Annotated in this window: 25 protein-coding genes and 2 pseudogenes; 12 read left to right on the top strand and 15 right to left on the bottom strand. The window is 47.6% G+C overall.

The window, feature by feature from the left end:
* Positions 1-56 precede the first annotated feature (56 nt).
* The 9 genes from GLV81_RS15130 to GLV81_RS15090 form a co-directional block, all read right to left on the bottom strand.
* Positions 57-920: a glutamate--tRNA ligase family protein gene (locus GLV81_RS15130; protein WP_157479619.1), complete on the bottom strand. Its 864-nt coding sequence runs from the start codon at positions 918-920 to the stop codon at positions 57-59.
* Between the two features lie 10 nt (positions 921-930).
* On the bottom strand, positions 931-2,001 hold the full coding sequence (locus GLV81_RS15125; protein WP_157479618.1) for a glycoside hydrolase family 18 protein: 1,071 nt from the start codon (positions 1,999-2,001) through the stop codon (positions 931-933).
* Positions 2,002-2,059: 58 nt separating this feature from the next.
* On the bottom strand, positions 2,060-2,698 hold the full coding sequence (locus GLV81_RS15120; protein ID WP_157479617.1) for an NAD-dependent epimerase/dehydratase family protein: 639 nt from the start codon (positions 2,696-2,698) through the stop codon (positions 2,060-2,062).
* Positions 2,695-3,723: a pseudouridine synthase gene (locus GLV81_RS15115; protein WP_197428459.1), complete on the bottom strand. Its 1,029-nt coding sequence runs from the start codon at positions 3,721-3,723 to the stop codon at positions 2,695-2,697. Before GLV81_RS15115 ends, GLV81_RS15120 begins: the two co-directional genes overlap by 4 nt.
* A 144-nt stretch (positions 3,724-3,867) precedes the next feature.
* Positions 3,868-4,554 (bottom strand): hypothetical protein, encoded by a 687-nt coding sequence (locus tag GLV81_RS15110; protein ID WP_157479615.1) that lies wholly within the window; start codon positions 4,552-4,554, stop codon positions 3,868-3,870.
* 155 nt (positions 4,555-4,709) lie between these two features.
* Positions 4,710-6,143: a chromosomal replication initiator protein DnaA gene (dnaA, locus tag GLV81_RS15105; RefSeq protein ID WP_157479614.1), complete on the bottom strand. Its 1,434-nt coding sequence runs from the start codon at positions 6,141-6,143 to the stop codon at positions 4,710-4,712.
* Positions 6,144-6,278: 135 nt separating this feature from the next.
* Complete coding sequence (locus tag GLV81_RS15100) at positions 6,279-7,205, bottom strand: bifunctional metallophosphatase/5'-nucleotidase (RefSeq protein ID WP_157479613.1); 927 nt, start codon at positions 7,203-7,205, stop codon at positions 6,279-6,281.
* Positions 7,206-7,234: 29 nt separating this feature from the next.
* On the bottom strand, positions 7,235-7,729 hold the full coding sequence (locus GLV81_RS15095; RefSeq protein WP_157479612.1) for a 5'-nucleotidase C-terminal domain-containing protein: 495 nt from the start codon (positions 7,727-7,729) through the stop codon (positions 7,235-7,237).
* Between the two features lie 103 nt (positions 7,730-7,832).
* Positions 7,833-7,973 carry a hypothetical protein gene (locus tag GLV81_RS15090; protein ID WP_157479611.1) on the bottom strand — a complete coding sequence of 47 codons (141 nt, stop codon included), beginning with the start codon at positions 7,971-7,973 and terminating at the stop codon, positions 7,833-7,835.
* A 173-nt stretch (positions 7,974-8,146) separates the two neighbouring features.
* Between GLV81_RS15090 and GLV81_RS15085 the strand changes: the two genes are divergently transcribed.
* The 6 genes and pseudogenes from GLV81_RS15085 (at position 8,147) to GLV81_RS15060 (ending at position 13,624) form a co-directional block, all read left to right on the top strand.
* Positions 8,147-8,521, top strand: coding sequence for a DUF3127 domain-containing protein (locus GLV81_RS15085; protein WP_157479610.1), 375 nt, complete (start codon positions 8,147-8,149; stop codon positions 8,519-8,521).
* A gap of 42 nt (positions 8,522-8,563) precedes the next feature.
* Positions 8,564-10,161: pseudogene (locus tag GLV81_RS21770) on the top strand (NAD(P)/FAD-dependent oxidoreductase).
* A 111-nt stretch (positions 10,162-10,272) separates the two neighbouring features.
* On the top strand, positions 10,273-11,199 hold the full coding sequence (locus GLV81_RS15075) for a hypothetical protein (RefSeq protein WP_157479609.1): 927 nt from the start codon (positions 10,273-10,275) through the stop codon (positions 11,197-11,199).
* Positions 11,200-11,319: 120 nt separating this feature from the next.
* Positions 11,320-12,249, top strand: coding sequence for an ABC transporter ATP-binding protein (locus GLV81_RS15070; RefSeq protein WP_157479608.1), 930 nt, complete (start codon positions 11,320-11,322; stop codon positions 12,247-12,249).
* A 39-nt stretch (positions 12,250-12,288) separates the two neighbouring features.
* A complete protein-coding gene (locus GLV81_RS15065; RefSeq protein ID WP_157479607.1) occupies positions 12,289-12,825 on the top strand; it encodes an ABC transporter permease in 537 nt (178 codons plus the stop codon).
* Positions 12,815-13,624 (top strand): ABC transporter permease, encoded by an 810-nt coding sequence (locus tag GLV81_RS15060; RefSeq protein WP_157479606.1) that lies wholly within the window; start codon positions 12,815-12,817, stop codon positions 13,622-13,624. Before GLV81_RS15065 ends, GLV81_RS15060 begins: the two co-directional genes overlap by 11 nt.
* A gap of 74 nt (positions 13,625-13,698) precedes the next feature.
* Here GLV81_RS15060 and GLV81_RS15055 read toward each other — a convergent pair whose 3' ends face one another.
* The 5 genes from GLV81_RS15055 to GLV81_RS15040 form a co-directional block, all read right to left on the bottom strand.
* Positions 13,699-15,066 carry a TrpB-like pyridoxal phosphate-dependent enzyme gene (locus tag GLV81_RS15055; RefSeq protein ID WP_157479605.1) on the bottom strand — a complete coding sequence of 456 codons (1,368 nt, stop codon included), beginning with the start codon at positions 15,064-15,066 and terminating at the stop codon, positions 13,699-13,701.
* A gap of 112 nt (positions 15,067-15,178) precedes the next feature.
* Positions 15,179-15,430: an HAD family hydrolase gene (locus tag GLV81_RS20610; protein WP_246186040.1), complete on the bottom strand. Its 252-nt coding sequence runs from the start codon at positions 15,428-15,430 to the stop codon at positions 15,179-15,181.
* Positions 15,402-15,875 (bottom strand): HAD family hydrolase, encoded by a 474-nt coding sequence (locus GLV81_RS15050; RefSeq protein ID WP_246186039.1) that lies wholly within the window; start codon positions 15,873-15,875, stop codon positions 15,402-15,404. Before GLV81_RS15050 ends, GLV81_RS20610 begins: the two co-directional genes overlap by 29 nt.
* A 151-nt stretch (positions 15,876-16,026) precedes the next feature.
* Positions 16,027-16,992 (bottom strand): NAD(P)H-dependent flavin oxidoreductase, encoded by a 966-nt coding sequence (locus GLV81_RS15045; RefSeq protein WP_157479604.1) that lies wholly within the window; start codon positions 16,990-16,992, stop codon positions 16,027-16,029.
* A gap of 101 nt (positions 16,993-17,093) precedes the next feature.
* Complete coding sequence (locus tag GLV81_RS15040; RefSeq protein WP_157479603.1) at positions 17,094-18,089, bottom strand: sugar phosphate nucleotidyltransferase; 996 nt, start codon at positions 18,087-18,089, stop codon at positions 17,094-17,096.
* A gap of 350 nt (positions 18,090-18,439) precedes the next feature.
* On the opposite strand from GLV81_RS15040, the gene GLV81_RS15035 reads away from it, so the two are divergent.
* The 3 genes from GLV81_RS15035 to rnc all read left to right on the top strand — a co-directional run bounded on the left by GLV81_RS15035 (position 18,440) and on the right by rnc (position 20,794).
* Positions 18,440-18,676 carry an acyl carrier protein gene (locus GLV81_RS15035; RefSeq protein WP_147189896.1) on the top strand — a complete coding sequence of 79 codons (237 nt, stop codon included), beginning with the start codon at positions 18,440-18,442 and terminating at the stop codon, positions 18,674-18,676.
* 91 nt (positions 18,677-18,767) lie between these two features.
* Positions 18,768-20,021, top strand: coding sequence for a beta-ketoacyl-ACP synthase II (fabF, locus tag GLV81_RS15030; RefSeq protein WP_157479602.1), 1,254 nt, complete (start codon positions 18,768-18,770; stop codon positions 20,019-20,021).
* Positions 20,022-20,083: 62 nt separating this feature from the next.
* Positions 20,084-20,794, top strand: a complete 711-nt coding sequence (gene rnc / locus GLV81_RS15025; RefSeq protein ID WP_157479601.1) for a ribonuclease III — start codon at positions 20,084-20,086, stop codon at positions 20,792-20,794.
* Between the two features lie 328 nt (positions 20,795-21,122).
* Here rnc and mce read toward each other — a convergent pair whose 3' ends face one another.
* A complete protein-coding gene (gene mce, locus GLV81_RS15020; RefSeq protein ID WP_157479600.1) occupies positions 21,123-21,524 on the bottom strand; it encodes a methylmalonyl-CoA epimerase in 402 nt (133 codons plus the stop codon).
* 192 nt (positions 21,525-21,716) lie between these two features.
* Between mce and GLV81_RS15015 the strand changes: the two genes are divergently transcribed.
* From GLV81_RS15015 to GLV81_RS15005, 3 genes and pseudogenes are all read left to right on the top strand, one after another.
* Positions 21,717-22,937: an IscS subfamily cysteine desulfurase gene (locus tag GLV81_RS15015; protein ID WP_157479599.1), complete on the top strand. Its 1,221-nt coding sequence runs from the start codon at positions 21,717-21,719 to the stop codon at positions 22,935-22,937.
* A gap of 109 nt (positions 22,938-23,046) precedes the next feature.
* Positions 23,047-23,465: pseudogene (iscU, locus tag GLV81_RS15010) on the top strand (Fe-S cluster assembly scaffold IscU).
* A 186-nt stretch (positions 23,466-23,651) separates the two neighbouring features.
* Positions 23,652-24,005: a HesB/IscA family protein gene (locus GLV81_RS15005; RefSeq protein ID WP_157479598.1), complete on the top strand. Its 354-nt coding sequence runs from the start codon at positions 23,652-23,654 to the stop codon at positions 24,003-24,005.
* The last annotated feature ends 11 nt before the right edge of the window (positions 24,006-24,016 follow it).

The following is a 24,016-nucleotide window of genomic DNA, read 5'->3' as shown; positions in this document are numbered from 1 at the left end:
TCCCTGGAAATTTCAATCCCCACACCAGCTGTTCTGTTTTCGCAGAACAGCTTTTTTTATGCCATAAGTCTTAGTAATGCTGATGCAGTAGTTGCAGTTGACGCCCGGTCAAACTGTTGCGGAAACCATTGTACTATTTGCTTCAAGCAGCGTTGTACATCAGGAAAAGGAGGCTGTAGTTGCAAACTGGCATTGCCTGCAGATTTCGAGATCTTTTCACCCGTTTCACTCAGCATCAATGGGTGATGAAGAAAACGACATTGTAGAAATGCATCCAATTGTAGCAGCGATGCCATGTGCAATTGCAAAGCAGTAGACGATAATAAATCTTCACCCCGTACAATGCAGTTGATGCCGAAATGCACATCGTCGGCTACGGATGCAATGTGATAGGCGGGCAGTCCATTGCTGCGTTTCACTATGGGTGCATGCTGCACTTCGTTCAGGTATATACTAACATTGCCCAACGCTTCATCATGCCATTGAATATTGGTATTGTCGGGTAAGTGCAATCGCCATGCAGCTTGGGGTGTATGATGCGGTAGTTTTTGTTGAAAGCAGTTGCACTGATGTTTTGCTATTTGTTGCCGGCTGCAAGTGCAGGCATATAAATGGCCGGTTTGCCACAGTTGTTGCAGGTACATTTCGTACATCGGCAGGCGCAGCTGTTGCGACCATTGAGTGTGAAATTCATGCGCATTTGTCGGCCCTATTTGATAGCTGATACCTGCTACTTGTAATGCCTCAAAAATGTAGTTGAGATACACTTCCCGAAATCGTTCATTGTCGAGATCATCAATGCGGAGCAGGAGTTCGCCATTGGCTTTTTGTGTCAGCAGCCAGGTGTACAAAAACGCAGTGATATTGCCTTCGTGTAAGAAGCCACTGGGTGTGGGTGCTATTCTGCTGCGAAATGTCACGTGCTTGTATTTATTCTTTTACGGCGGCTTCCATTACAGATAGCAAACCATTCACCGGCGCATCTTCTCGTAGCTCCCAAAACATGATGCCGCCCAATCCATATTTTTTCATGTAAGCCACTTTCGCTTTTATGGATTGAGGATCGTCGGTGGTGGCAAAGAGTTGTTTTTCGGCATTGTAAAAATGCGTGGCTTTTGCTGTATCGTCCCAATACGCAGTGAAGCCTTGTGCCGGTGTCAGTTTCTCCTGAAAATGCTTATAAGAAACACCGGCAGTATGTTGTCCGCTTTGGTCGAGACCATTGTTGGTGGCGGCAACATTGGCCCACACCCGGCTGTAAAAAGCAGCGCCAATCACCAGCTTGTTTGCTGGTACGCCCAGCTTCAGTAATTGCTGTACGCAGTTGTCGGTCGATTCTTTTTGCGATGGCCGGCTATACAACGCCGTGTGATGGCCGGTGACTTTGCTATAGCCGTTTATGAGATCATACGTCATCAAGTTGATGCGGTTGACGAGCGGAGTAACTGCAGCCCAATCTACCGATTGCGCAATGAATGTATCGAAGCCTCCCGCTGCAAAACTCAGTTCGTATTTGTCGCCCATCGTTGTCCGCAAACGTTGAATGAGGTCGGTAAAATTTGCTTTGTCATCGGCGCTGTACGGATGGCCGGGCGGGCCGGGAATGGTGGGATATTCCCAATCCAAATCAATGCCATCTGTTTGTGTGGTTTGCAAAATCTGCAATACCGAGTTGGCAAATGCCTGCCGGTTTTCTGCCGTTGCAAACACAGGCGAGCAGGTAGCACAACCGCCCCATCCGCCCAGTGAAATCAACACTTTCATGGAAGGGTTGCGTTTGTTTTTGAGGGCAACAATTTCCAGCAAGTCTTGCTTGCGTTGTTCATTGTCGAACGCCAGTTCATTGCCTTTGAGGTGCAAAAAACTGAAAATGAGCTGTGTTAGTTTTTCAATGGGATATGCTGACAAGGATTTGCCATCGCCACTGTAGTAGCCAATGATATCGTAAGGTTTGGCAGGTTGTGCGTGGCTGCAATGGATGGCCAAAAGAGCCGCCAACATCAGGAGTGTTTTTTCATAAGCCGCCCGGGTTATGCTAACAATACTACTGACTTCTTTGCTAAGAAATTTTCGGAATATCGGCAGAGAGGTACGTGAACTGTCCGGGGCGGTGTTGCAGCACTGTATGCAGCAATCCATCGGCAATGGTAGTGGCCTTGATGGCTTTGTAATGTTGAAGCGAACCAAGCATCAACGGATGCATGAGTTTGGTAAATGCCAAACCAAATTTTTCCATGGGGCGGTTTTCTTGTCTAGGCCCATCAATGATGGAGGGACGAAGAATATGCAGCGAAGTGAAACCAATTTGTTTCAGGTCTTCTTCCATATCGCCTTTTACTCGGGTGTAAAAAAACGGTGAGGTAGGAGAGGCCGACATGGAAGAAACCACCGCCATACAGCTACAACCACGGGCATGCAGTTGTGTAGCCAGTTGTACAGGCAAGGTTCTGTCCACTTCAATAAAAGCGGCTTTGCTGCCGGCTTTTTTAATGGTGGTACCAATGCAGCAGATGAAGGCATCAACAGCTGGCAAAGTATCTGGTAGTGCTTGCAGTTGTAATTGCTGCAATTTGTGGTGCGTTACAGGCGATGTTCTTCTGCCAAACACGATAACTGACGTAACAGCATCGTGTTGCAGCAACCGTTCGAGAGTTAGCTGCCCGGTAAGACCGGTGGCGCCCAATAACGCTACAATCATTTTTTACTCTTTTGAAAATACTTCAACAAGCGAACTTCCTTTTCGTTGAGGTAGCGCCATTTGCCGCGGTCTACATTTTTCTTGGTGAGGTTGGCAAACATCACCCGGTCGAGGTTTTTGACATCGTAGCCGAGGTGCTCAAACATGCGGCGTACAATGCGGTTGCGGCCACTGTGTATTTCTACACCCACCACCGATTTGTCTGATGGGTCGGCGTAGGCTGCAGCATCTGCTGCAATAAAGCCATCTTCCAGGGTAATGCCCTGTACCAGTTGGTCGAGGTCGGCTTTTACCATGGGCTTGTCCAGCTTGGCTTCGTATATTTTTTTGATTTCAAACTTGGGGTGGGTAAGCTGCTGCGCCAGATCGCCATCGTTGGTGAGCAGCATTACACCGGTAGTGTTTCTATCCAGCCGGCCAACGGGATATACTCTTTCCGTAGTGGCTGTTTTAATAATGTCCATCACTGTTTTGCGGCCCTTATCATCGCTGGCAGTGGTAATGAAATCTTTGGGTTTGTTGAGCAATATGTACACCAGGTTTTTTACCCGCTGTACCTTCTTGCCATTGGCAATAATGATGTCTTCTTCCTGCACTTTGTACGAAGGCTCCAGCACCACTTTGCCATTTACTTTCACTTTGCCTTCTTTTACTAAAATGGCGGCATCGCGGCGGCTGCAAATGCCACCATGTGCCAGGTATTTATTGAGCGGCATTTGCGCTTCGGTAGGAGCCGGGGCGCCTTTTTTGCCAGCTACTACAGGCTTGCCTGCTTTGGTAGCAACGGCTTCTTTGCCGGGTTCAACCGCCGGGGCAGCTTTTGTTGGGGCGCCTTTTTTACCCTTGCTGGCAGGCGCCATTTCAGCCACTTTGGCTGCAGGTATTTCACCTTTCTTCTTCAGCTGCTTTTGCGATTTAAAAAACTCAGCCGTTTCTTTTTTGGCCTGTCGCTTTTCTTGCCGGTAAGCTTCTTTCTTTTTGGCGCCAGACACAGCGGCCTTCGAAAACTTGTCAAAATTGCCCATGGATGCTGCTTTTGTGCAGTGCTGCAAAGATGCTTCTATTGTAGCCAGCAAACAAACATGGCTTTGGCCAGCCATGGTAAGGCTATGGTAAAACAACAGCCGGCTGCATTGTGCAGCCGGCTGTAATAAAGGAAACGTTACTGTTTACCTGGCAGCGGCCGGACCATTGCGCATGCCTTCATGATGACGATGCATGCCTTTGCCGCCTTTATGCATGCCCGGCTTTGGGCCTTGCTGGCGCAGCTCTTTCCACTGCTTCAGTTGGTCGGCGTTTAAAATGCTTGCCATGGCTTGCTCATGCTCAGCTTTTATTTTATCCATGCCGGCTTTGCGTTCTTCGCGACTCAGCTTATCGTTTTTCAGCACTGCATCCATTTTTGTTTTTACCGTTGTATGGCTGGCTTTTACTTTGGCTACCTGCTCAGTGCTGAGTTGGAGTTTGTCGGCCATTTTGGCCAGGTGTTGCGCTTGCATTTCACCCGCTTTGGCACGGGCCTTGGCACGTTTGTCGGCCAGTTGTTTTTTCTGCTCGGCTGTCAGCAGTTTGTCTACCGCTTCTTTGTGTTTTTTCAGCAAGGCTTCGCGGCGGTCGCGTTGTTCTTTTACCGTAATGCTTTCATTGCTGTTGAGGGCTTGCATTTGCTGGCGCAATTCATCTTGCAGTTTTTGCATGGCCACTTTTTGTTCCGGCGTCAGGTCAATGTCTTTCATCATTTCCATACCTGCTTTGCCGCCCGGGCCTTTGCCGGGTTTGCCAGCGGGGTGTGGTGGTTGAGCTATGGCCACTATGGCTACAAAGAAGGGAAGCATCAGGAGCATTGTCTTTTTCATGGTATTGTTTTTTTTGTGTGTTATAATCAAGAGACAATACAATGACCAGCGCCTATCCCTAACGTTTAAGGCATTAACCATAATTAACCGCCCATAACAAAAGCGGTCGCCCCAGTAAGAGGCGACCGCTTGGTGTATAGAGAAGGCTGTTGTAATTACAATGCAGCCAGTTGCACTTTCTGCGTCAATTCGAGTACGTTTTCTTTGAAAACGCTGTCGGTGTCCATCAGGTCTTTCACAGTTTGGCAGCTATGAATAACAGTAGTATGGTCGCGGCCACCAAAATGCTCACCAATGGTTTTGAGTGAGTTTTTGGTAAAAGCTTTGGCGAGATACATGGTAATCTGACGAGCCTGCACAATTTCCCGCTTCCGGGTTTTTTGCTGCAGTTTTTCGTATGGCACATCAAAGTATTCGCATACCATCTTCTGAATGTTTTCGATGGTAATTTCTTTGCTGCTGGTTTTGATGTGGTTGCGCAATACTTTCTTCGCCAGTTCCAAATCAATTTCGCGTTTGTTGAGCGATGATTGAGCCAACAGACTAATCAAAGCACCTTCCAGTTCACGAATGTTGGTATTGATATTATAGGCGAGATACTTCACTACTTCACGTGGCATGTCAAGGCCATCGTTTTTCATTTTGCGTTCCAGAATTTCAATGCGGGTTTCGTAGTCCGGCATTTGCAAATCGGCACTGAGGCCCCAACGGAAACGGCTGAGCAAACGCTCCTGCAAACCATCGAGGTCTTTGGGGGCTTTGTCTGATGTAAGTACCAGCTGCTTGCCACTCTGGTGCAGGTGGTTGAAGATGGCAAAAAAGGCGTCCTGTGATTTTTCGGCACGGGCAAAAAACTGCACGTCGTCAATAATCAGGATATCGATGAGTTGATAAAAATGAATGAAGTCGTTGATAGCGTTGTTACGGCTATGATCCTGAAACTGGTTGATAAACTTTTCGCTGCTTACATACAACACCACTTTATTAGGGTGTTGCTTTTTCACTTCGTTGCCAATGGCCTGTGCCAAATGCGTTTTACCCAAACCAACGCCACCATAAATAACGAGTGGGTTGAATGAGTTGGCGCCGGGCTTGTCGGCTACGGTTTTGCCGGCACGACGAGCCACACGGTTACAATCGCCTTCAATAAAACTTTCGAAGGTGTAAGTAGGATTCAGTTGTGGATCAATCTGAATCTTTTTGAGGCCGGGAATCACGAATGGATTCTTTACAGGATTTGTCGTCACCAGTGGGAAGTCCATTACATTGTTATTGTACAATTTGATGTTGTTGGTCGGCAGGTCTACCGTTTGTGGCTGATGTGAGCTGTTGCCACTGTCTACCATGATGCGGTATTCCAAACGTGCTTCTTTTCCTAGTTCACGTTTGAGTGTTTTTGCCAGCAGGTTTACGTAGTGTTCTTCAATGTATTCATAAAAGAACTGACTGGGTACCTGAATGGTCAATACTTTATTGTTGAGTGAAACGGGAGTGATGGGTTCGAACCAGGTTTTGAAATGTTGCCAATCAACGATGTCCTTAATTATTTCCAGACAATTTTGCCAAACTATTTCGCAAGTCTTCGTCATTTCTTCGTATAGCAATTTGTAGAGTTACTAAGAATCCTTTGTTGGTGGTTCACATATTTACAGTATACTGTTCTGCATGACTGTGAATAAGTGAGGATAAAGCGAATATCAACTCTTTCTGTTGAAAAAAAATTTTTAGATGTCAGTTTTTTTCGCAATGGAAATGGATTTGCTCCCAAAAAATTTTTTCTTATTTGTGGCAGAAAAGACATAATCTAACCGACCCAAAATAAGGCCCCCGAAACCCACCTGATTGATGAGTACTTCGCTGCCTTGTTTGTTTTTTACCAGCTCAGGTTCAGCCATAAACGTATGTGTATGTCCGCCTATTATCAGGTCGATATACTGTGTTTCGGCTGCCAGTATTTTATCACTCACCTTGTTGCTGCCTTTGTATTGATAGCCCAGGTGGCTGAGGCAAATGATCATGTCACATTTTTCTTTGCGCTTCAGCAAATCCGCAGTTTCATTGGCTTTTACAATCGGGTCCTGGTAAATGGTTTTGCCGTACAAATTTTCCGGCACCAATCCTTCCAGCTCAATGCCTACGCCAAATACACCAATTTTCAATCTTCCTTTCTTGAATATTTTATAAGGCAGCGCCTTGTATTCCATGGCGGTACCGCTGAAATCGTAGTTGCTGACGAGCACCGGAAAAGCAGCATGCTGCAATTGCGTGGCAAAATTATCGAGGCCGGCATCAAAGTCGTGGTTGCCCATGGTGCAGGCATCGTATTGCATGGCGGCCATGGCTTTTATTTCGGGTTCGCCCTTGTACAGGTTGAAGTATGGGGTACCCTGAAAAATATCGCCGGCATCGAGCAGCAACACATGTTCGTGCTGGCTGCGTATTTCATTAATCACAGCAGCACGACTGGCCACGCCACCCAATCCCTGGTTGCGGCCACCATCCATCGGAAAAGGATCGATGCGGCTGTGCACATCATTGGTATGTAAAATAACCAGCTGTTGTGCGGCGTTGTCTTCGGCCATGCTCCAGTTGGGCAGCAGCAGGCTACCGGCAGCCAGCGTCGATTGTGTCAGAAAATGTCTTCTATTCATAAAACAGCGGGGAGAGGGTTGAGCAAAAATTAGAGAATGTTGACACGCTTGCCTGCAGGAATGTCCAGCTTTTTGCCGGCGGCTGTCAGGCTTTTTACATAATCAATCAACGCGTCGCGTTGCAAATAGCCTTTGTTGATTTGTTTCAATTTGGTAAGCATACTGCAATCATCGCCACCATTGGCTACATAATCGCTGAGTGCTACGGTGTATTGTTTGTTGGGTTGCAATGCTGCATCGGCAATGCGAACATCCACTGCTTGTTTGTTTTGAATGTTGTAGCTGCCGCCACTAATGGGCCACCCACCACGGCCAGCTACATGATTGAGCAACTGCTGCAATTCTGTCCCACTCATAGTCACCAATACCATCAGGTTATCAAAGGGCATTAGTTCGTAAATAGTGCCCACGGTAATGTTGCCCTTTTGCATGGCAGGTGTACGAATGCCACCAAAGTTCATCAAGGCAATGTCTACGGGCTGTTGAAATACTTTTTTTGATTCACTCAAAAAAGCATCGGTCATGAAGTAGCCGAGGGTATTGTCGCTTTGCTTTTTTCGAGGGTGCTGGTGAGTTCGCCAATCACCGCCGTCATGGTGCTGTTGATTTGCTGCGCATAAGGCGCCATCAGCTGCTGTACGCTGCTGTCTTTTTTCCGGGTTTGATGTCGTATCGGGTGTAGGCCATTTGGCCCGCCTGATAATAGGAGGGGGCACAGCTTTGCCAGCCTAATGCCAGTATCAAAAAGTAGCGGAACAGTGGTTTCATAAGAGCCTGCAAAAATGCAGCGCAAATCAATAGGGATAGCTGATTCCGGTTTGTTTTCTCAATAAAAAATAGAAAATGAAAAATGCCCGTAGTTTTGGCGCCAAACTTTCCATTAAAACAGGCCCGTTTTTTTGATAGCTGTCAAAGGACTTGCCCAAAAATTTCAACATTTCATGTCTTACGAACTGACTGGCAAAATTGCCGCCATTTATCCTGTAATGCAGCGCAGCGAAACTTTCAAAACCCGTGAATTTGTGGTGGAGAAGACAGAAGATATTGGCAGCAGAACCATCACCAACTACATTAAGTTTCAGTGTGTGCAGGACAAAACCGCCCTGCTCGATAAATTTAAAAACGGGGAAGAAGTAAAAGTGCATTTCAACATCAAGGGTACCAAGTGGGTGAAAGATGGTCGTGAAAACTACATCACCAACCTCGATGCCTGGCGTATTGAAGGCTTTGTGCCATCTGGCGCACAAGGTTCGGCTCCCGAACAGTTCATTGATCCGCCCACACCAGACATGGGTGCCGACGATTTGCCGTTCTAATTTCTCTCACCGTTTTTTAGGATAACTACCTAACACGAGTACATGCAACAGCTCCTCAACATGAAGGTGCTTCCGCAGGAAGCTGCCGATACACAACGCATTACCCAACTGATAGCTGCCGAAGCCGGTGTAAAGGCTTCGGCGGTTACGGGGTATTATATCCGCCGCCAATCTATTGATGCTCGCAGCAAAACCGTTTGGATGAACCTGCAGGTGCAGGCTTACATCAACGAACCTTTTCAGCAGCGGCCAGCATTGCACATTCAACATCACGATGTTCGCCATGCCGACAAACGCATGGTGATTGTAGGCGCAGGTCCCGCTGGTTTGTTTGCCGCCATGTGCTGTTTGGAGCATGGCATTAAACCCATAGTGCTCGAAAGGGGTAAAGATGTACGCAGCCGCCGCCGCGACCTCGCCGCCATGAACAAGCAGGGCGAAGTAAATGCGGAGAGTAATTATTGTTTTGGTGAAGGTGGTGCCGGCACGTACAGCGATGGTAAACTCTACACCCGCAGCACCAAGCGGGGCGATGTACACCGCATATTGCAATTGCTGGTAAACTATGGTGCCGATGAACGCATTTTATACGAAGCGCATCCGCATATTGGTACCAACAAATTACCGCATATCATCACCGCCATACGTGAAGCGATTGAAGCACATGGCGGCGAAGTGCATTTCAATAGCAAAGTGGTAAAGCTGCATATTGATGGTGATCAGTTTACCGCCGTACAAACGGCCAATGGCGATGTGATGAAAGCCGATCATTGCTTGCTGGCCACCGGGCATTCTGCCCGTGATGTTTTTCAAATGCTGCATCAGCAAGGCATTGCCATTGAAGCAAAGCCTTTTGCATTGGGTGTTCGCATTGAGCATCCGCAAACGGTGATTGATGCAGCGCAGTATCATTGTCTTGTTCGCAGCGAGTATTTACCACCGGCTTCTTACAGCTTGGTGCATCAAGCTGGTGGACGTGGCGTCTTTTCTTTTGCATGTGTCCCGGCGGTATCATTGCGCCGGCAGCTACAGCACCCGGCGAAATTGTGGTGAATGGATGGAGCCCCAGCAAACGCAATAATCCTTATGCCAATAGTGGTACTGTGGTGGAAATTCGCCTCAACGATGTGCCGCATATTTACAAAGATTTTTCGCAGGTGATGGACATGCCGAAGTCGGTATTGGAATCGCCATTGGGCATGATGTATTTGCAGCAATACGTAGAACGTAAAGCGTATGCTGCAGGTGGCGGCAAGTTGGTAGCACCGGCACAACGCATGGTAGATTTTGTGCAACGCAAAGCTTCCGGCGATTTGCCCGATTGTTCTTATTTACCGGGCATTACTGCCGCCGATGTGGGCTCGGTATTACCCCGTTTTGTAGCCGATGCCCTGCGGGAAGGAGTGCAGGCTTTTGGTAAAAAAATGAAAGGCTATTATACCAACGAAGCAGTATTGGTAGCTACGGAAAGCCGCACCAGTTCACCGGTTCGCATTCCTCGCTTGGCCGATACGCATGCACATCCGCAGATTAAAGGCTTGTACCCCTGTGCCGAAGGGGCGGGCTATGCCGGTGGCATTGTAAGTGCTGCCATGGATGGCGAAAACACCGTGAAAAAAATAGTGGGTGTTTACCAATAATTCGTTCCTGTTTTCGCTGCATAACATTAGCGTTTTCTTTCGCTACGATTAACGTTTTGCTGGCGCAGTGGCATTGCCAATTGCTGTTACTTGCTCTGTAAATTCTGTTGTATGAGAGGGCTCATTTACGGCATCTTGTTGTGCCTTGCTGCTACTGCATTGCATGCGCAAACAACTATTGTACGTACACCTGCTTCGCTGCATCCGTTGCCCTTGGTGTACACCGGCAAAACACCTGTCATTTTTTTACCCGACAGCAAACCAACGCAGCCCTATATCGCTACGCATATTGTAGAAGTGAGTGCTGATATTTCGGTAGAAACAAACGAACTCATCAGCAAATTGCAGGAGCGTGGAATGGCCGAAGGTGTGGATGGTATTTTACTGTACAGCCTCGGGCAAAAAGTAATTGGCCCAGCTGGTGGCATTGCTACACTCAATGGCGTTGGCATCAAATACAAAGACTCCGTAAATTATCTCGACAACATTATTCGCCAAAGGGTGGTAACCACCTATGATGCGGATGAAAAGCCCGGCCCCAGTGTCATTCTCAACTACAACTGGCGGGGCAGTTTTCAAAATGCCATCGATGCTGAAGGCCACGATTTCATGGTAGATTCCATTCTTCCATTCGATGCGCATTTGCTATTGCTGCTAAAGCCTGAAATGTATGCGTATCAGTTTGGCTACGATAAGCAATTGCAACGCATCAAAGCCGATAAAACCACTGCACAAGACCTCAACATACAATGGGTGCCCTCCTCGTATAGCAAAGGGAAATTTGTGGTGCGAATAAACGATGGCTATAATACCGAAAGCCGCTTCGAACTGGAGTTGATGAACGAACAGAAAACGGTGGCAGGAGCTATTGTTACTTACAGAAATGAGCCTTTTTTGTACAGCTATTTTGAGTACGATTCCAAAGGAAGGATTGTGGCAGAAAAATGGTACAAAGTAAAAGGCAGTAAAAAAAGGTTGTGGCTCTCGTTCGACAATCGCTTTCACAGCAACGACCCGGCGCAATGGCCTGCAAAGTAGTGGTTAGTTATTTGCAATTCCTGTATCGCTATTGTAACTGATAAGCCGCTGCAACCACTGGTGTAGAAAGATGAGGCAAGTAGTTGGAGTACCTATCTTCATGGCTCCAACCTATCACTTATGAATATCCTTGAGGTCAATCACCTGGTGAAGCATTTTGCTTCGCAAAAAGCCGTCGACGACATTTCTTTCTCCATTGCACCGGGTAGCATCTTTGGTTTGCTCGGGCCCAACGGCGCCGGCAAAACCACGCTCATCCGTATGATTACGGGCATCTTTTTTCCCGACGCTGGCAGCATCAGTTTTGATGGCCGCAAGTTTCAGCCGGAAGAAGATATTGCTCAGATTGGTTACATGCCCGAAGAAAGGGGCTTGTACAAAAAAATGAAAATTGGTGAGCAGGCACTGTACCTGGCACAGCTGCGGGGCATGAGCCGGGCCGATGCCATGGCTGCTATTAAAGACTGGTTTGTACGCCTCGAAATGGAAAGCTGGTGGAACAAAAAAGTAGAAGACCTGAGTAAGGGCATGAGCCAAAAACTACAGTTTGTAACTACTGTGTTGCACCGTCCAAAACTCATCATTCTCGATGAACCTTTCAGCGGTCTCGATCCGGTGAATGCCAACCTTATCAAAGACGAAATATTCCGTTTGGCACAGGAAGGCGCCACCATCATTTTTTCTACGCACCGCATGGAGCAGGTAGAAGAAATATGCAAGCAAATAGTGCTGGTAAACAAAGGCAAAAAGGTGCTGGACGGTACTGTGGATCAGGTAAAGCAAGACTTTAAAGAACATCTGTTTGCTGTAGGTGCTGCTGCCGATGCTGGGCAATGGCAAACGCCTCTCTTTAATGTCATTGGGCAAAAAGACCAGAAAGCCATCATCAAACTGCAAGACGGTGTGAGCAACAACGAAGTGTTGCAATACCTCATTCAGCAGGGTGTTTCTATTCAATCCTTCAATGAAATTCTGCCTTCCCTCAACGACATCTTCATCAAAATTGTAGAAGGCACACCCACTGCCCGCAAGTTTGATGCATCGTTGTAATGCCCATCCCTTTTTCTTTTACCTACAAGCTTATTTTCTATGAATAAAACCTGGTTAATCATCAAACGGGAATACCTGACCAGGGTATCCAAAAAAACTTTTGTCCTCAGTACTTTTCTAACGCCACTCTTGTTGGCTGGCATCATTGCCGCTGTCATTTTTATGACAGTAAAAAATGTGCAGCAAGAAAAAATTGCAGTGGCTGATAAGAACGGTTTGCTCAAAGAATTTCTGGAACCCGGCGAACAACTCAAGTTTGAGTTTTTGGCCGATGCAGATACGTCTTTATTGTCGAAAGGTTATTCTGCTGTGCTGTTGGCGCCGGGCAACGGCATGAACAGCACTGCGGAACGTTTCGAAATTTACACCAAGAAAAACCTGAGCGTTATTACTGAAGGCAGCATTCGCCGCCGGCTGAACGATGCCATTGAAACCCGCATGGTGACGCAGCAGGGCGGAATGAGCAAAGCAGCTTACGATTCTATCCGCAGCCAGGCCAAAGAAGTAGGCTTCGACAACAAAGTGCTCGATGGCGGCAGCGAAGTAAAAGCCGGTAACAAGCGGCATGGCGTATAAAGTGGGATATGGCGCAGGCTTTCTTATTTACATTACGTTGTTTTTGTACGGCGCCATGGTAATGCGTGGTGTGATGGAAGAAAAAACCAACCGCATAGCCGAAGTAGTGGTGAGCAGCGTAAAGCCAAAGCAGTTAATGCTGGGGAAAATCATTGGCATTGGTGCGGTGGGTGTTACGCAGTTTGTGCTGTGGGTGTTGCTTATTGTGGGCCTCACTTCTCTCATTGGGCTGTTTGTACCCGCTGAAGTAATGGAGCAGGTGAATGCCATGAACAATGGCGTACCCGGTGCGGGCATGGCTGTTCAGGCTAATCAGACTGCCATTGCTTTTGCTGAAGCTAAGCATACATTGAGCAGCGTTAACTGGTGGTTCATTGTAGGTTGTTTCTTGTTCTACTTTGTATTTGGCTACCTGTTTTATGCAGCGTTGTTTGCGGCCGTAGGTAGTGCAGTAAATGAAGATCCGCAGGATGCACAAAGCCTGATGATGCCCATTACCATGCCCATCATTTTCAGTATTGTCATTATGATGAATGCGGTGACACGTCCCGAAAGTGCCTTGGCTACCTGGGCCAGTATCATTCCGTTTAGCTCACCCATTGTAATGATGGCCCGGCTGCCCTTTGGCGTACCGGGTACTGTGCCTTACTGGCAACTGGCGTTGAGCATGGTATCGCTGGTGTTGGGCTTTTTGGGTACTACCTGGCTGAGTGCCAAAATTTACCGAACAGGCATTTTGATGTACGGAAAAAAAGTAACACTGAAAGAAATGTGGAAATGGGCTTTTAGAAAGGACTAATACCTATTGACGAATAAAAATAAAAGGCTGAAGTGTTTGCTTCAGCCTTTTGTTATTGTATCACGAATGTGCAGTTATGCAACGGGTGGGTAGTCGGCCAGTTCTTTCAAACTACCTTTCAGTTCTTCTTCGGTGAGGTAGTGGTCTTGCAGCTTACCATCGAAGTAGTCGTTGTAGGCCTGCAGGTCCAGGTGCCCATGGCCGCAAAGGTTGAAGAGAATGGTTTTGCTTTCGCCCGATTCTTTGCACAGCTTTGCTTCGCGGATGGCTTGCGCCACGGCATGGTTAGCTTCTGGCGCAGGAATAATGCCTTCTGCCTTGGCAAACTGAATACCTGCTTCGAAGCACTCCAATTGTTGCAGCGCATTGGCTTCAATCAAACCATCTTTCAGTAGCTGGCTGCACAATACACTGGCGCCATGGTAGCGCAGGCCACCGGCATGTATAGCTGCGGGCCTAAAGTTGTGGCCCAAGGTGTACATGGGGAGGAGCGGCGTATATCCTGCTGAATCGCCAAAGTCGTACCGGAATTCGCCCTGCGTTAGTTTGGGGCAACTGGCAGGCTCTACAGCTATGCAGCGGGTTTGTTTGCCATCCACCAAATTGTGGCGCAAAAACGGAAAGGCCATGCCCGCAAAATTGCTGCCGCCACCCAGCGGTGCAATCACGATATCGGGATAGTCGCCGGCTTTTTCAAGTTGCAGTAAGCACTCTTGCCCAATGATGGTTTGGTGCATGAGTACGTGGTTGAGCACACTGCCCAATGCATATTTTGTATGCTCATCTTGTACAGCCATTTCAATGGCTTCGCTGATGGCAATGCCCAGGCTGCCCGCTGTGTTGGGGTCGGTAGCAAGTATGTGCCGGCCGGCATTGGTAAGGTTGGTGGGAGAGCTGAATACTTTGGCACCAAAGGCATTCATGAGTGCTTTGCGGTATGGCTTTTGCTCAAAGCTGATGCGCACCATGTACACTTCGCATTCGATGCCAAACATTTGGCAGGCAATACTGAGTGCAGTGCCCCACTGGCCCGCACCTGTTTCGGTGGTGATGCGTTTTACCCCTTCTTGTTTGTTGTAATAAGCCTGTGCAACTGCTGTGTTGGTTTTGTGGCTGCCACTGGGGCTCACCCCTTCGTATTTGTAGTAAATCTTAGCGGGTGTATCCAGCAGCTTTTCTAACCGGCGTGCCCTGAACAATGGCGAGGGGCGCCACTGGCGGTAAATGTCCCGCACTTCGTCGGGTATTTCAATCCATGGGTCCTGGCTTACTTCCTGCTTGATAAGTTCCATGGGAAAAAGCGGTGCCAGATCTTGCGGGCCCACCGGTTGTTTGGTGCCGGGGTGCAAGGGTGGCAATGGCTTGTTGGGCATATCGGCCTGGATATTGTACCAGTGCCGGGGCATTTCATCTTCGCTCAATAAAATTTTTACATCCTTCATATGACTGCTTGTCTTTTAAAGTGTGAAAATTAAGCAGTCTGTGCATTTGATAAGATGTTGTCAATGTTTTTCCCTCAAAATCGAAACATTACTACAGCATTCGGCGCTTTCGTCAGGGTTTTATCAAAACCGACAAGAGTTCATTGGCATGTTCCACCTGAATGAAATTTTCGTGCTCTACCTGGTGATCTATCCGTTCGTGCTCCCAAATGGTATGGAAGGGCACATGTACGCCATAGCCACCCATCTCCAGCACCGGTAACACATCGCTTTTGAGTGAGTTGCCAATCATCATGAACTCCGAAGGCTGAATGTCTAAATGGCGGATGAGTTTTTCATAATCGGCCACCTGCTTGTCGCTCATGATTTCGATGTGGTGAAAATATTTTTCCAGCCCACTTTTTTTGAGTTTGCGTTCCCTGATCAAGCAGGTCGCCTTTGGTAGCCACCACTATGCGGTAGTGCGGCTGTAGTTTTTCCAACACTTCTTCTACGCCGGGCAGCAGTTCAATGGGTTTTTCCAACAGCTCTTTGCCAAAGGCCAATATTTTTTCATACACAACAGGATTTGCCTGATGGTTGCTGATTTCCAACGCCGATTCAATCATGCTAAGCATAAACCCTTTTACGCCATAGCCATAGAGTTTCAGGTTTTTCATTTCCATCTGAAACAGGGCTTTTTGCGCTGTATGCAGCGGTATAAAATCTTCGAGCAGGGCACAAAATTTATCCTCCGTTTCGCGGAAGTAGGGTTCATTGACCCAGAGGGTATCGTCGGCGTCGAAGGCGATTACTTTCAGGTGTTGCATGGGGAGAGTAGTTGGTAAGTTGACAAGTTTACGAGTTCACAAGTTCCAGTGTTCCAGTATTCGAGGGGGTCACGAGTTGAATAGACTTGTCATGGCTGTTTGTATTTCCTTATTCTTTATTCTTTATTGCTTATTTGTTATTGCCTTTCCGTTAGCTCAATTTCAAATTGGCTGTAAAAGCAGCAGCGGTTTGTTGCAGGCTTCGTTGGCAATCGTGCCAGAGTTCGTATACAATACCCGCGGCGGGTTGAATGCTATGGATTAATGCACTTACCTGACCAATTTCCAGTTCGCCTTCTTGCATATCGCCTTCAAACATGCCTTTCTTGGCACGGCCGCGGCCCAGCAAGGCAGCCAGTTCTTCTTTGCTGGCGGCGTTGTTTTCGGCCGCTTCAACAGCCTGATAAAATTCGTTTTTCAGCAATCTGACTGGCGTTAGTGTTTTCAGCATGAGTTTGGTGTCGCCTTCTTGTGCTTGCACCACGGCTTGCTTAAAAGCCTCGTGGCTGCTGGCTTCGTGGCTGGCCACAAAGCGGCTGCCTACCTGTACGGCTTCTGCACCCAGGCATAACGCAGCGGCCATTTGTGCTCCGGTACCAATGCCACCGGCTGCAATCACGGGTATGTCTACCGCTTTTGCTACAGCAGGAATGAGCACCAACGTGGTGGTTTCTTCACGGCCGTTGTGGCCACCGGCTTCAAAACCTTCAGCCACCACTGCATCACAGCCTGCTTCTTGTGCCTTTAGTGCAAACTTGCTGCTGCTTACTACATGCACCACGGTAATGCCATGGCTTTTTAATAATGCCGTCCATGTTTTTGGATTGCCGGCACTGGTAAAAACGATGGGTACTTTTTCTTCAATAATAATTTGAATGTGCTTATCGATATCGGGGTAGAGCAGGGGCAGGTTGACAGCAAAGGGTTTGTTGCTGGCAGCTTTGTATTGGCGGATATGTGCTTGTAACACTTCCGGATACATGCTACCGGCGCCCAGCATGCCAAGGCCGCCGGCATTGCTTACGGCACTGGCCAGTCGCCAGCCGCTGGCCCAAATCATACCGGCCTGAATGATGGGTAATTCAATATGGAATAGAGAAGTGATGCGGTTTTGCATAGCAGCAATTTTAAAATGTGCCAATGAAAACCAGCAACTGACACGTAAGCAGGCCAACCAATCAGCACAATGGCAAATTAGCTAATTAGCACATCTGCAGCTTATCCAAAATCAATCTCAGTATTGTCGCCAATGTTGAGGCTTCGGCTGAGCCCTTTTACACTGGCGTCGCTGCCAATGAGGCTGTTGTCGAGTACTACTTCAAACAGGTTGGTGTACGAACCAATAATGCTGTCGCGGATGATGGAATAATTAACCGTGGTGTTGCTACCAATGGCCACATGCGGCCCAATAATAGAATTTTTAATACTGCAGCCCGGTGCAATGCTTACAGGTGGAATGATGATGGTGTTTTCAAAAGCATGCTGCAGCGGATTGACATTGCCGCCAATTTTTTTGAGCAGGGTGGCATTGCTGTCGAGCAGGGTTTCTTTTTTACCACAGTCGAACCAGTTTTGCACCCTGAAGCCTTTGAAACGGGCCCCTTTATTAATCATGCATTGCAATGCATCGGTCAGGTTATAATCGCCGTTGGTACGAATATTTTCAGTGAGAATCTGGCTCAGACATTCAAACAACAGGTTGGTTTCTTTGATTTTGTAAATGCCGACCAATGCCATGTTGCTTTTAGGAATAGCTGGCTTTTCCACCACCCTTTCTACGTTGTCTTCATCGTCGAGTTCGGCTACGCCAAAACTGCGGGGGTCATCCACTTTTTTGATACCCAGCATGCTTACGGGGCTGTTTACCACTTCTTTTACATCGTATTCGCAAATGGTATCGCCCAGTACCACTATTACATCATCGTGGCCCACAATGCTATGGGTGAGCTGAATGGCATGCCCGGTACCTTGCCTTTCATTTTGGTACACAAAATGTGTTTGCAAATGTGGATAGGCCTGTTGTACAAAGTCCTGGATTTTTTCGCCAAGGTAGCCTACAATAAAGATGTATTCTCTTACACCGGCTTCCTGCAGCTGATCTACAATAAAGCTCAGGATGGTTTTGCCGGCAATGGGAATCAATGCTTTTGGCTGCGTATATGTATGTGGCCGGAGTTTGGTGCCGGCTCCCGCTACGGGAATAATTGCTTTCACCTGCTATCTTATTTGGGTAAGTGGCGGAAACCGGTATTTGCACAAGGGCAAAAATGAGCTTCGGTCACTTACTATGAAGGTTCTACACCGGGTAAACCTGCTAAAAACGGTACAGTGTAGGAAGGGGGGAAAACGTGTGAAAAGCCTGCATCCAGACTTCTGATGGGATGCGAATTTACAGGAAAAGCATTACCCAAACCCTTGTGGGCAAAGTATTCAACAAAGGTTTATCAGTGAGACGGGAGGGCGCCGTTTATAGGGCGGCCCGCACCAGTTGTACACAAAAAAAGAGGGCTTATTTGTTTGTTTCTCAAAAACTCTATTTTTGCGCCGTACTAAAATCTCATATCATGAGCGACATCGCAACTCGAGTAAAGAAAATAATTGTCGACAAGCTTGGTGTTGACGAAGCTGAAGTAACTACAGAAGCTTCATTCACCAACGATCTCGGTGCCGATTCTTTGGATACCGTAGAGCTCATCATGGAATTTGAAAAAGAATTCAACATTTCTATCCCCGACGAGCAGGCAGAAACAATTACAACGGTAGGTCAGGCTGTAACATACCTGGAAGAACACGCCAAGTAATCGTTTTCTTTAATCTTATTGGGAACACTCCTTTTTTGGCTTGCGCCAGAGGTGTGTTCCCCATTTTTTATTCAGCAGTTATAGATTGTTTATGAGCCATAAAAGAGTTGTAGTCACTGGCATTGGTGCCCTCAGCGCATTGGGAAACACGGTAGCAGACACATGGCAGAATATGATCAATGGTGTAAGCGGCGCAGGTCCCATTACATTGTTTGATGCATCTAAATTCAAAACCAGGTTTGCTTGCGAACTCAAAAACTTTGACCCTCAGGACTACCTCGACCGCAAAGAAGCTCGTAAACTCGACCGCTATTGTCAGCTGGCTTTGGTTGTAAGTGATCAGGCCATGGCAGACGCCGGTTTAAACAAAGACAATATAGATGTAGACCGTGCCGGTGTCATTTTTGCCAGCGGTATTGGCGGTCTTATCACCTTTCAGGAAGAAGTGATCAACTTCGCCAAAGGCGACGGAACGCCCCGTTTCAATCCCTTCTTCATTCCTAAAATGATTCTGGACATCGCAGCCGGACAAATCTCCATGCGCCATGGCTTGCGTGGCCCCAACTTCGCCGTTACCAGTGCTTGTGCTTCATCTACCAACGCCATTGGCGTAGCGGTAGATCTCATTCGTGCCGGCAAGGCCGACGTGGTACTTACCGGTGGTTCGGAAGCAGTTATCAGCGAGGCAGGTGTGGGTGGTTTCAACTCTATGAAAGCCCTCAGCGAACGCAATGACAGCCCCGAAACAGCCAGCCGCCCTTACGATAAAGACCGCGATGGTTTTGTAATGGGTGAAGGTGCTGGTGCGCTGATTTTGGAAAGCCTTGAGCATGCTCAGGCACGTGGTGCCCGCATCATTTGCGAAATAGCTGGTAGTGGTGCCAGCGCCGATGCACACCACATTACAGCGCCACACCCCGAAGGTTTGGGTGCCAAGCATGTAATGCTGGCTGCACTGGCAGATGCAGGTATGCAACCAGAAGAAATTCATTACATCAATACCCACGGTACCTCTACACCCATTGGTGATGGTGCAGAAGTAAAAGCCATTCAGGCAGTGTTTGGCGAACATGCGTACAAACTCAACATCAGCTCAACCAAATCCATGACAGGCCACTGTTTGGGTGCAGCAGGTGTGATTGAAACCATTGCTTGTATTCAAGCGGTTTTGCACAACATTGTACCACCTACCATCAACCACTTTACCGACGATCCGGAGCTGGATCCGAACCTGAACTTCACGTTCAATAAAGCACAGAAACGTACGGTGGATGCTGCATTGAGCAACACTTTCGGGTTTGGTGGGCACAACGCTTGTGTGATTGTGAAGAAGTTTGTGCCGTAGTGAGAATTGCAGCAACCTTATTTTTCATTTCTTAGTGTAGCAAATCTCATTTTGCCTTTTGCGTGAGTTGGTTATCATCCATTTTTAGCACCGATAAACATCGGGAAAATTTCAGGGAGCAGCTGAAGAATGTGCTTGGTTTTAAACCAGGCAATGTAGAACTGTACCTGACGGCACTGAGCCACCGCTCGGTGAAAGAAACAGCCGAAGAAAACAATGAACGACTCGAATATTTGGGCGATGCTATCTTAAGTGCCGTGGTAGCCGACTACCTGTTTATGCGTTATCCTAAAAAAGGTGAAGGCTTTTTGACGGAAATGCGGAGCAAAATGGTGAACCGCCAAATGCTCAACGACATTGCCCTGAAAATGGGGGTGAAAAAAATTACCCAGTTCAACAAAATTGACAGTGCCCTCAAAAACAGCCAGATTTTCGGCAATACGCTGGAAGCCTTGGTAGGGGCCATTTACCTGGATAAAGGGTACAAACAAACCTTGCGTTGGGTCACCAAACGCATCATTCTGCCACACCTGCTGCTCGATGATTTGGAACTCCAAGACATCAACATCAAAAACAAACTGATTGGCTGGGCCAACAAGCAAAGCCGCAGTATTGATTTTGAAACATTGGAAGAAAAGCAGGAGCGGGGCCGCCGACTGTTTATTGTGGGCGTAAAGCTGGATGGCGAAGTGATAGCCGCCGGCCGTGGTTTCAACAAAAAAGACGCTAGCCAAATGGCGGCACTCCAGGCGGTGGAGAAATTGGGGTTATAGTCAGGAGTCGGTAGTCCGGAGTCGGGAAGTCCGAAAGACGGGAAGTCCGGAAAAGGTAACCCACTCTATGTCTCCTCTCCTTTGGAGAGGCTGGGAGAGGTTATATTTCTAAAATGTAGAAAATTCCTGAGTCTTTGGTGAAATCTAAGTATGTCGTATTCCGTAGTCCGAAAGTCGGGAAGACGGTAAGGTCGAAAATCGGAAGAAATTGGAGCGAATTTTCCTCATGCATTATTCGTTTACCGCAGAGAAAGAGAGAAAGCGGATCGTCTTTACACTATGCATTTTTCCATTTGCATATTATCACATTAGCTAATTAGCACATCCCTCATTGTCTTTCCTGGCACAGCTCCACCAACACGCCATTAGTGCCTTTTGGGTGTACAAAACAAACCAGTTTATTGTCGGCGCCCAGCTTGGGTTGCTCGTTCAGCAGCACAAAACCCGCAGCTGTCAACCGCTCCATTTCAGCGTAGATATCGGTTACCTCAAAGGCCATATGGTGCAGGCCTTCGCCTTTTTTGGCAATGAATTTTGCAATGACGCCGTCGGGGTCGGTACTTTCCAACAATTCAATTTTATTGGGGCCCACCTGAAAAAAGGCCGTTTTTACATTTTCTGAAACTACTTCCTCGGTTTTGTAGCAGGGCGTATTCAGCAGGGCTTCGTATACAGGAATGGCAGTATCGAGGGTAGAAACAGCAATGCCGATGTGTTCAATTTTGTTCATAGTGGGCAGGCTTTATTGCCGGGGCAAATTTACCCCATCCTTGCCTTACGATTTGTGGAAAAAGCCTTGTGCCATGCGGGTTTGGTTTTTTCGCAGGCAACCAAATGAACTACATTTGTGTTGTTAGTACTGATTAGCCAGCACCCGCTACCGGTGCCGGCTATTATTTTCGTAAAATACCAAGTGAAAAATATGAACCTTCAATTACCTGTTTACCTCGACAACAATGCGACTACCCCCTGCGATCCTCGTGTGGTAGATGCGATGGTGCCTTATTTTACCCAACAGTTTGGCAACGCTGCCAGCCGCAACCACCCTTTTGGATGGGCGGCAGAAGAAGCCGTAGACTATGCCCGTGAGCAGGTAGCTCAGCTCATCAATGCTGATCCGAAAGAAATCATTTTCACCAGCGGTGCTACTGAAGGCGACAACCTTGGCATCAAGGGTGTGTTCGAAATGTATGCCAGCAAGGGCAACCACATCATTACCATGAACATTGAGCACAAAGCCGTGCTCGATACCTGCAAGCACCTCGAAAAGCAGGGTGCCGAAGTAACTTACCTCGATGTAAAACCCAGCGGATTGATAGACCTGGCAGAGCTGGAAGCGGCCATTAAGCCTACTACTATCCTCATTGCCATCATGTACGCCAACAATGAAATTGGTGTGATTCAGCCCATCCGTGAAATCAGCGCTATTGCCAAGAAGCACGGCGTACTGTTGTTTAGCGATGCGGTACAAGCTGTAGGTAAAATTCCAGTAGATGTAAAAGCCGACGGCATCGACATCATGGCATTTACCGGCCATAAAATGTACGGTCCCAAAGGCGTAGGTGCCTTGTATGTACGCCGTAAGAACCCCCGTGTAAAAGTGACTGCCCAAATGGACGGTGGCGGTCACGAACGTGGCATGCGTAGCGGTACGCTGAACGTACCCGGCATTGTAGGTTTTGGTAAAGCCTGCGAACTGGCCCGCCTCGAAATGGACAAAGATGCAGCGCATACCAGCCGCCTCCGCGACAAGCTGGAGCAGGCTCTGCTGAAAATAGAAGAAGCCTACGTAAACGGCGATCCTGCTCATCGTTTGCCCCATGTGAGCAACATCAGCTTTAAGTATGTAGAAGGTGAAGGTTTGTTGATGGGCTTCAATAAGAACATTGCACTCAGCTCTGGTTCGGCTTGTACCAGTGCCAGCCTCGAGCCTAGCTATGTGCTCAAAGCCCTCGGCCTCGGTGACGATCTGGCCCACTCTTCATTGCGTTTTGGCCTCAGCCGTTTCACTACCGAAGAACAAATTGATTATACCATTGAGCAAATCACCAACACCGTGCTCAAGCTCCGCGAAATGAGCCCTTTGTGGGAGATGTACAAAGAAGGCATCGACCTCAATACCATTGAGTGGGCACACCACTAATGGAGTTGGAAAGTTGGAAGGTTGACCAGTTGATAAGTGTTGGCCACCTTCTACTAATTTGTATTTCACTTGTCAACCTGTTAACCAGTCAACTTAAAAACTAAACACCATGGCATACTCAGAAAAAGTAATTGACCACTACCAGAACCCCAAGAATGTGGGCACACTGGACAAAGCAAAAAGAATGTAGGTACCGGCCTCGTGGGTGCTCCTGAGTGCGGCGACGTAATGCGTTTGCAAATTGAAGTAGACGACGCTACCGGCACCATCACCGATGCCAAATTCAAAACATTTGGTTGCGGCTCTGCCATCGCTTCTTCAAGCCTGGCTACAGAATGGCTCAAGGGCAAAACCATTGACCAAGCCCTCACTGTAGACAACATGGAGTTTGTAGAAGAGCTGAACCTGCCACCTGTAAAAATTCACTGCTCAGTACTGGCCGAAGACGCCATTAAAGCAGCCATTAACGACTACCGTGTAAAAAATGGCATGGAAGCGTTGAAGTTTGAAGACAGCGTGGTACACTAATAAACGGATTTTTTTCAAGGTAATCTAAGATGCAAAGCAGCCTTTACCGGCTGTTTTGCGCTTTCAGGAATCCTTGTTTTGAAATGAGGAAATTGCCAGCTACCGCTTCATTTGTACGTACAAATTGGCAGTACATTTGCCACGGAACGGTTTTTGACAATAGCCAACCAACCAATTGATTTGGATATGAGTATAGCAGTAGACAATGCCATTACGGTAAGCGATAAGGCCAAAAAGAAAGTAGACGCCCTGATGGCGGACGCAGGTATTGCCGGCGACGACAGCTACTTTTTGCGGGTAAGTGTGGTAGGCGGTGGCTGTAGCGGTCTTACCTACAAAATGGATTTCGACAATGAGCAGAAACCCATGGATCAGGTGTTTGAAGACAAAGGCCTGAAACTGGTGTGCGACCTCAAAAGCTTTTTGTATCTGGTAAATACCGAACTCGATTTTAGCGATGGCCTCAATGGCAAGGGCTTTTATTTCAACAACCCCAATGCCAGCCGCAGCTGTGGTTGTGGTGAAAGTTTTGCTGTGTAAATAGTAGCGAA

It is taken from the genome of Phnomibacter ginsenosidimutans (genome assembly GCF_009740285.1).
Lineage (GTDB): Bacteria > Bacteroidota > Bacteroidia > Chitinophagales > Chitinophagaceae > Phnomibacter > Phnomibacter ginsenosidimutans.
The sequence above is the reverse complement of the archived record's forward strand: the minus strand, read 5'-3'. Positions and strand labels throughout refer to the sequence as shown.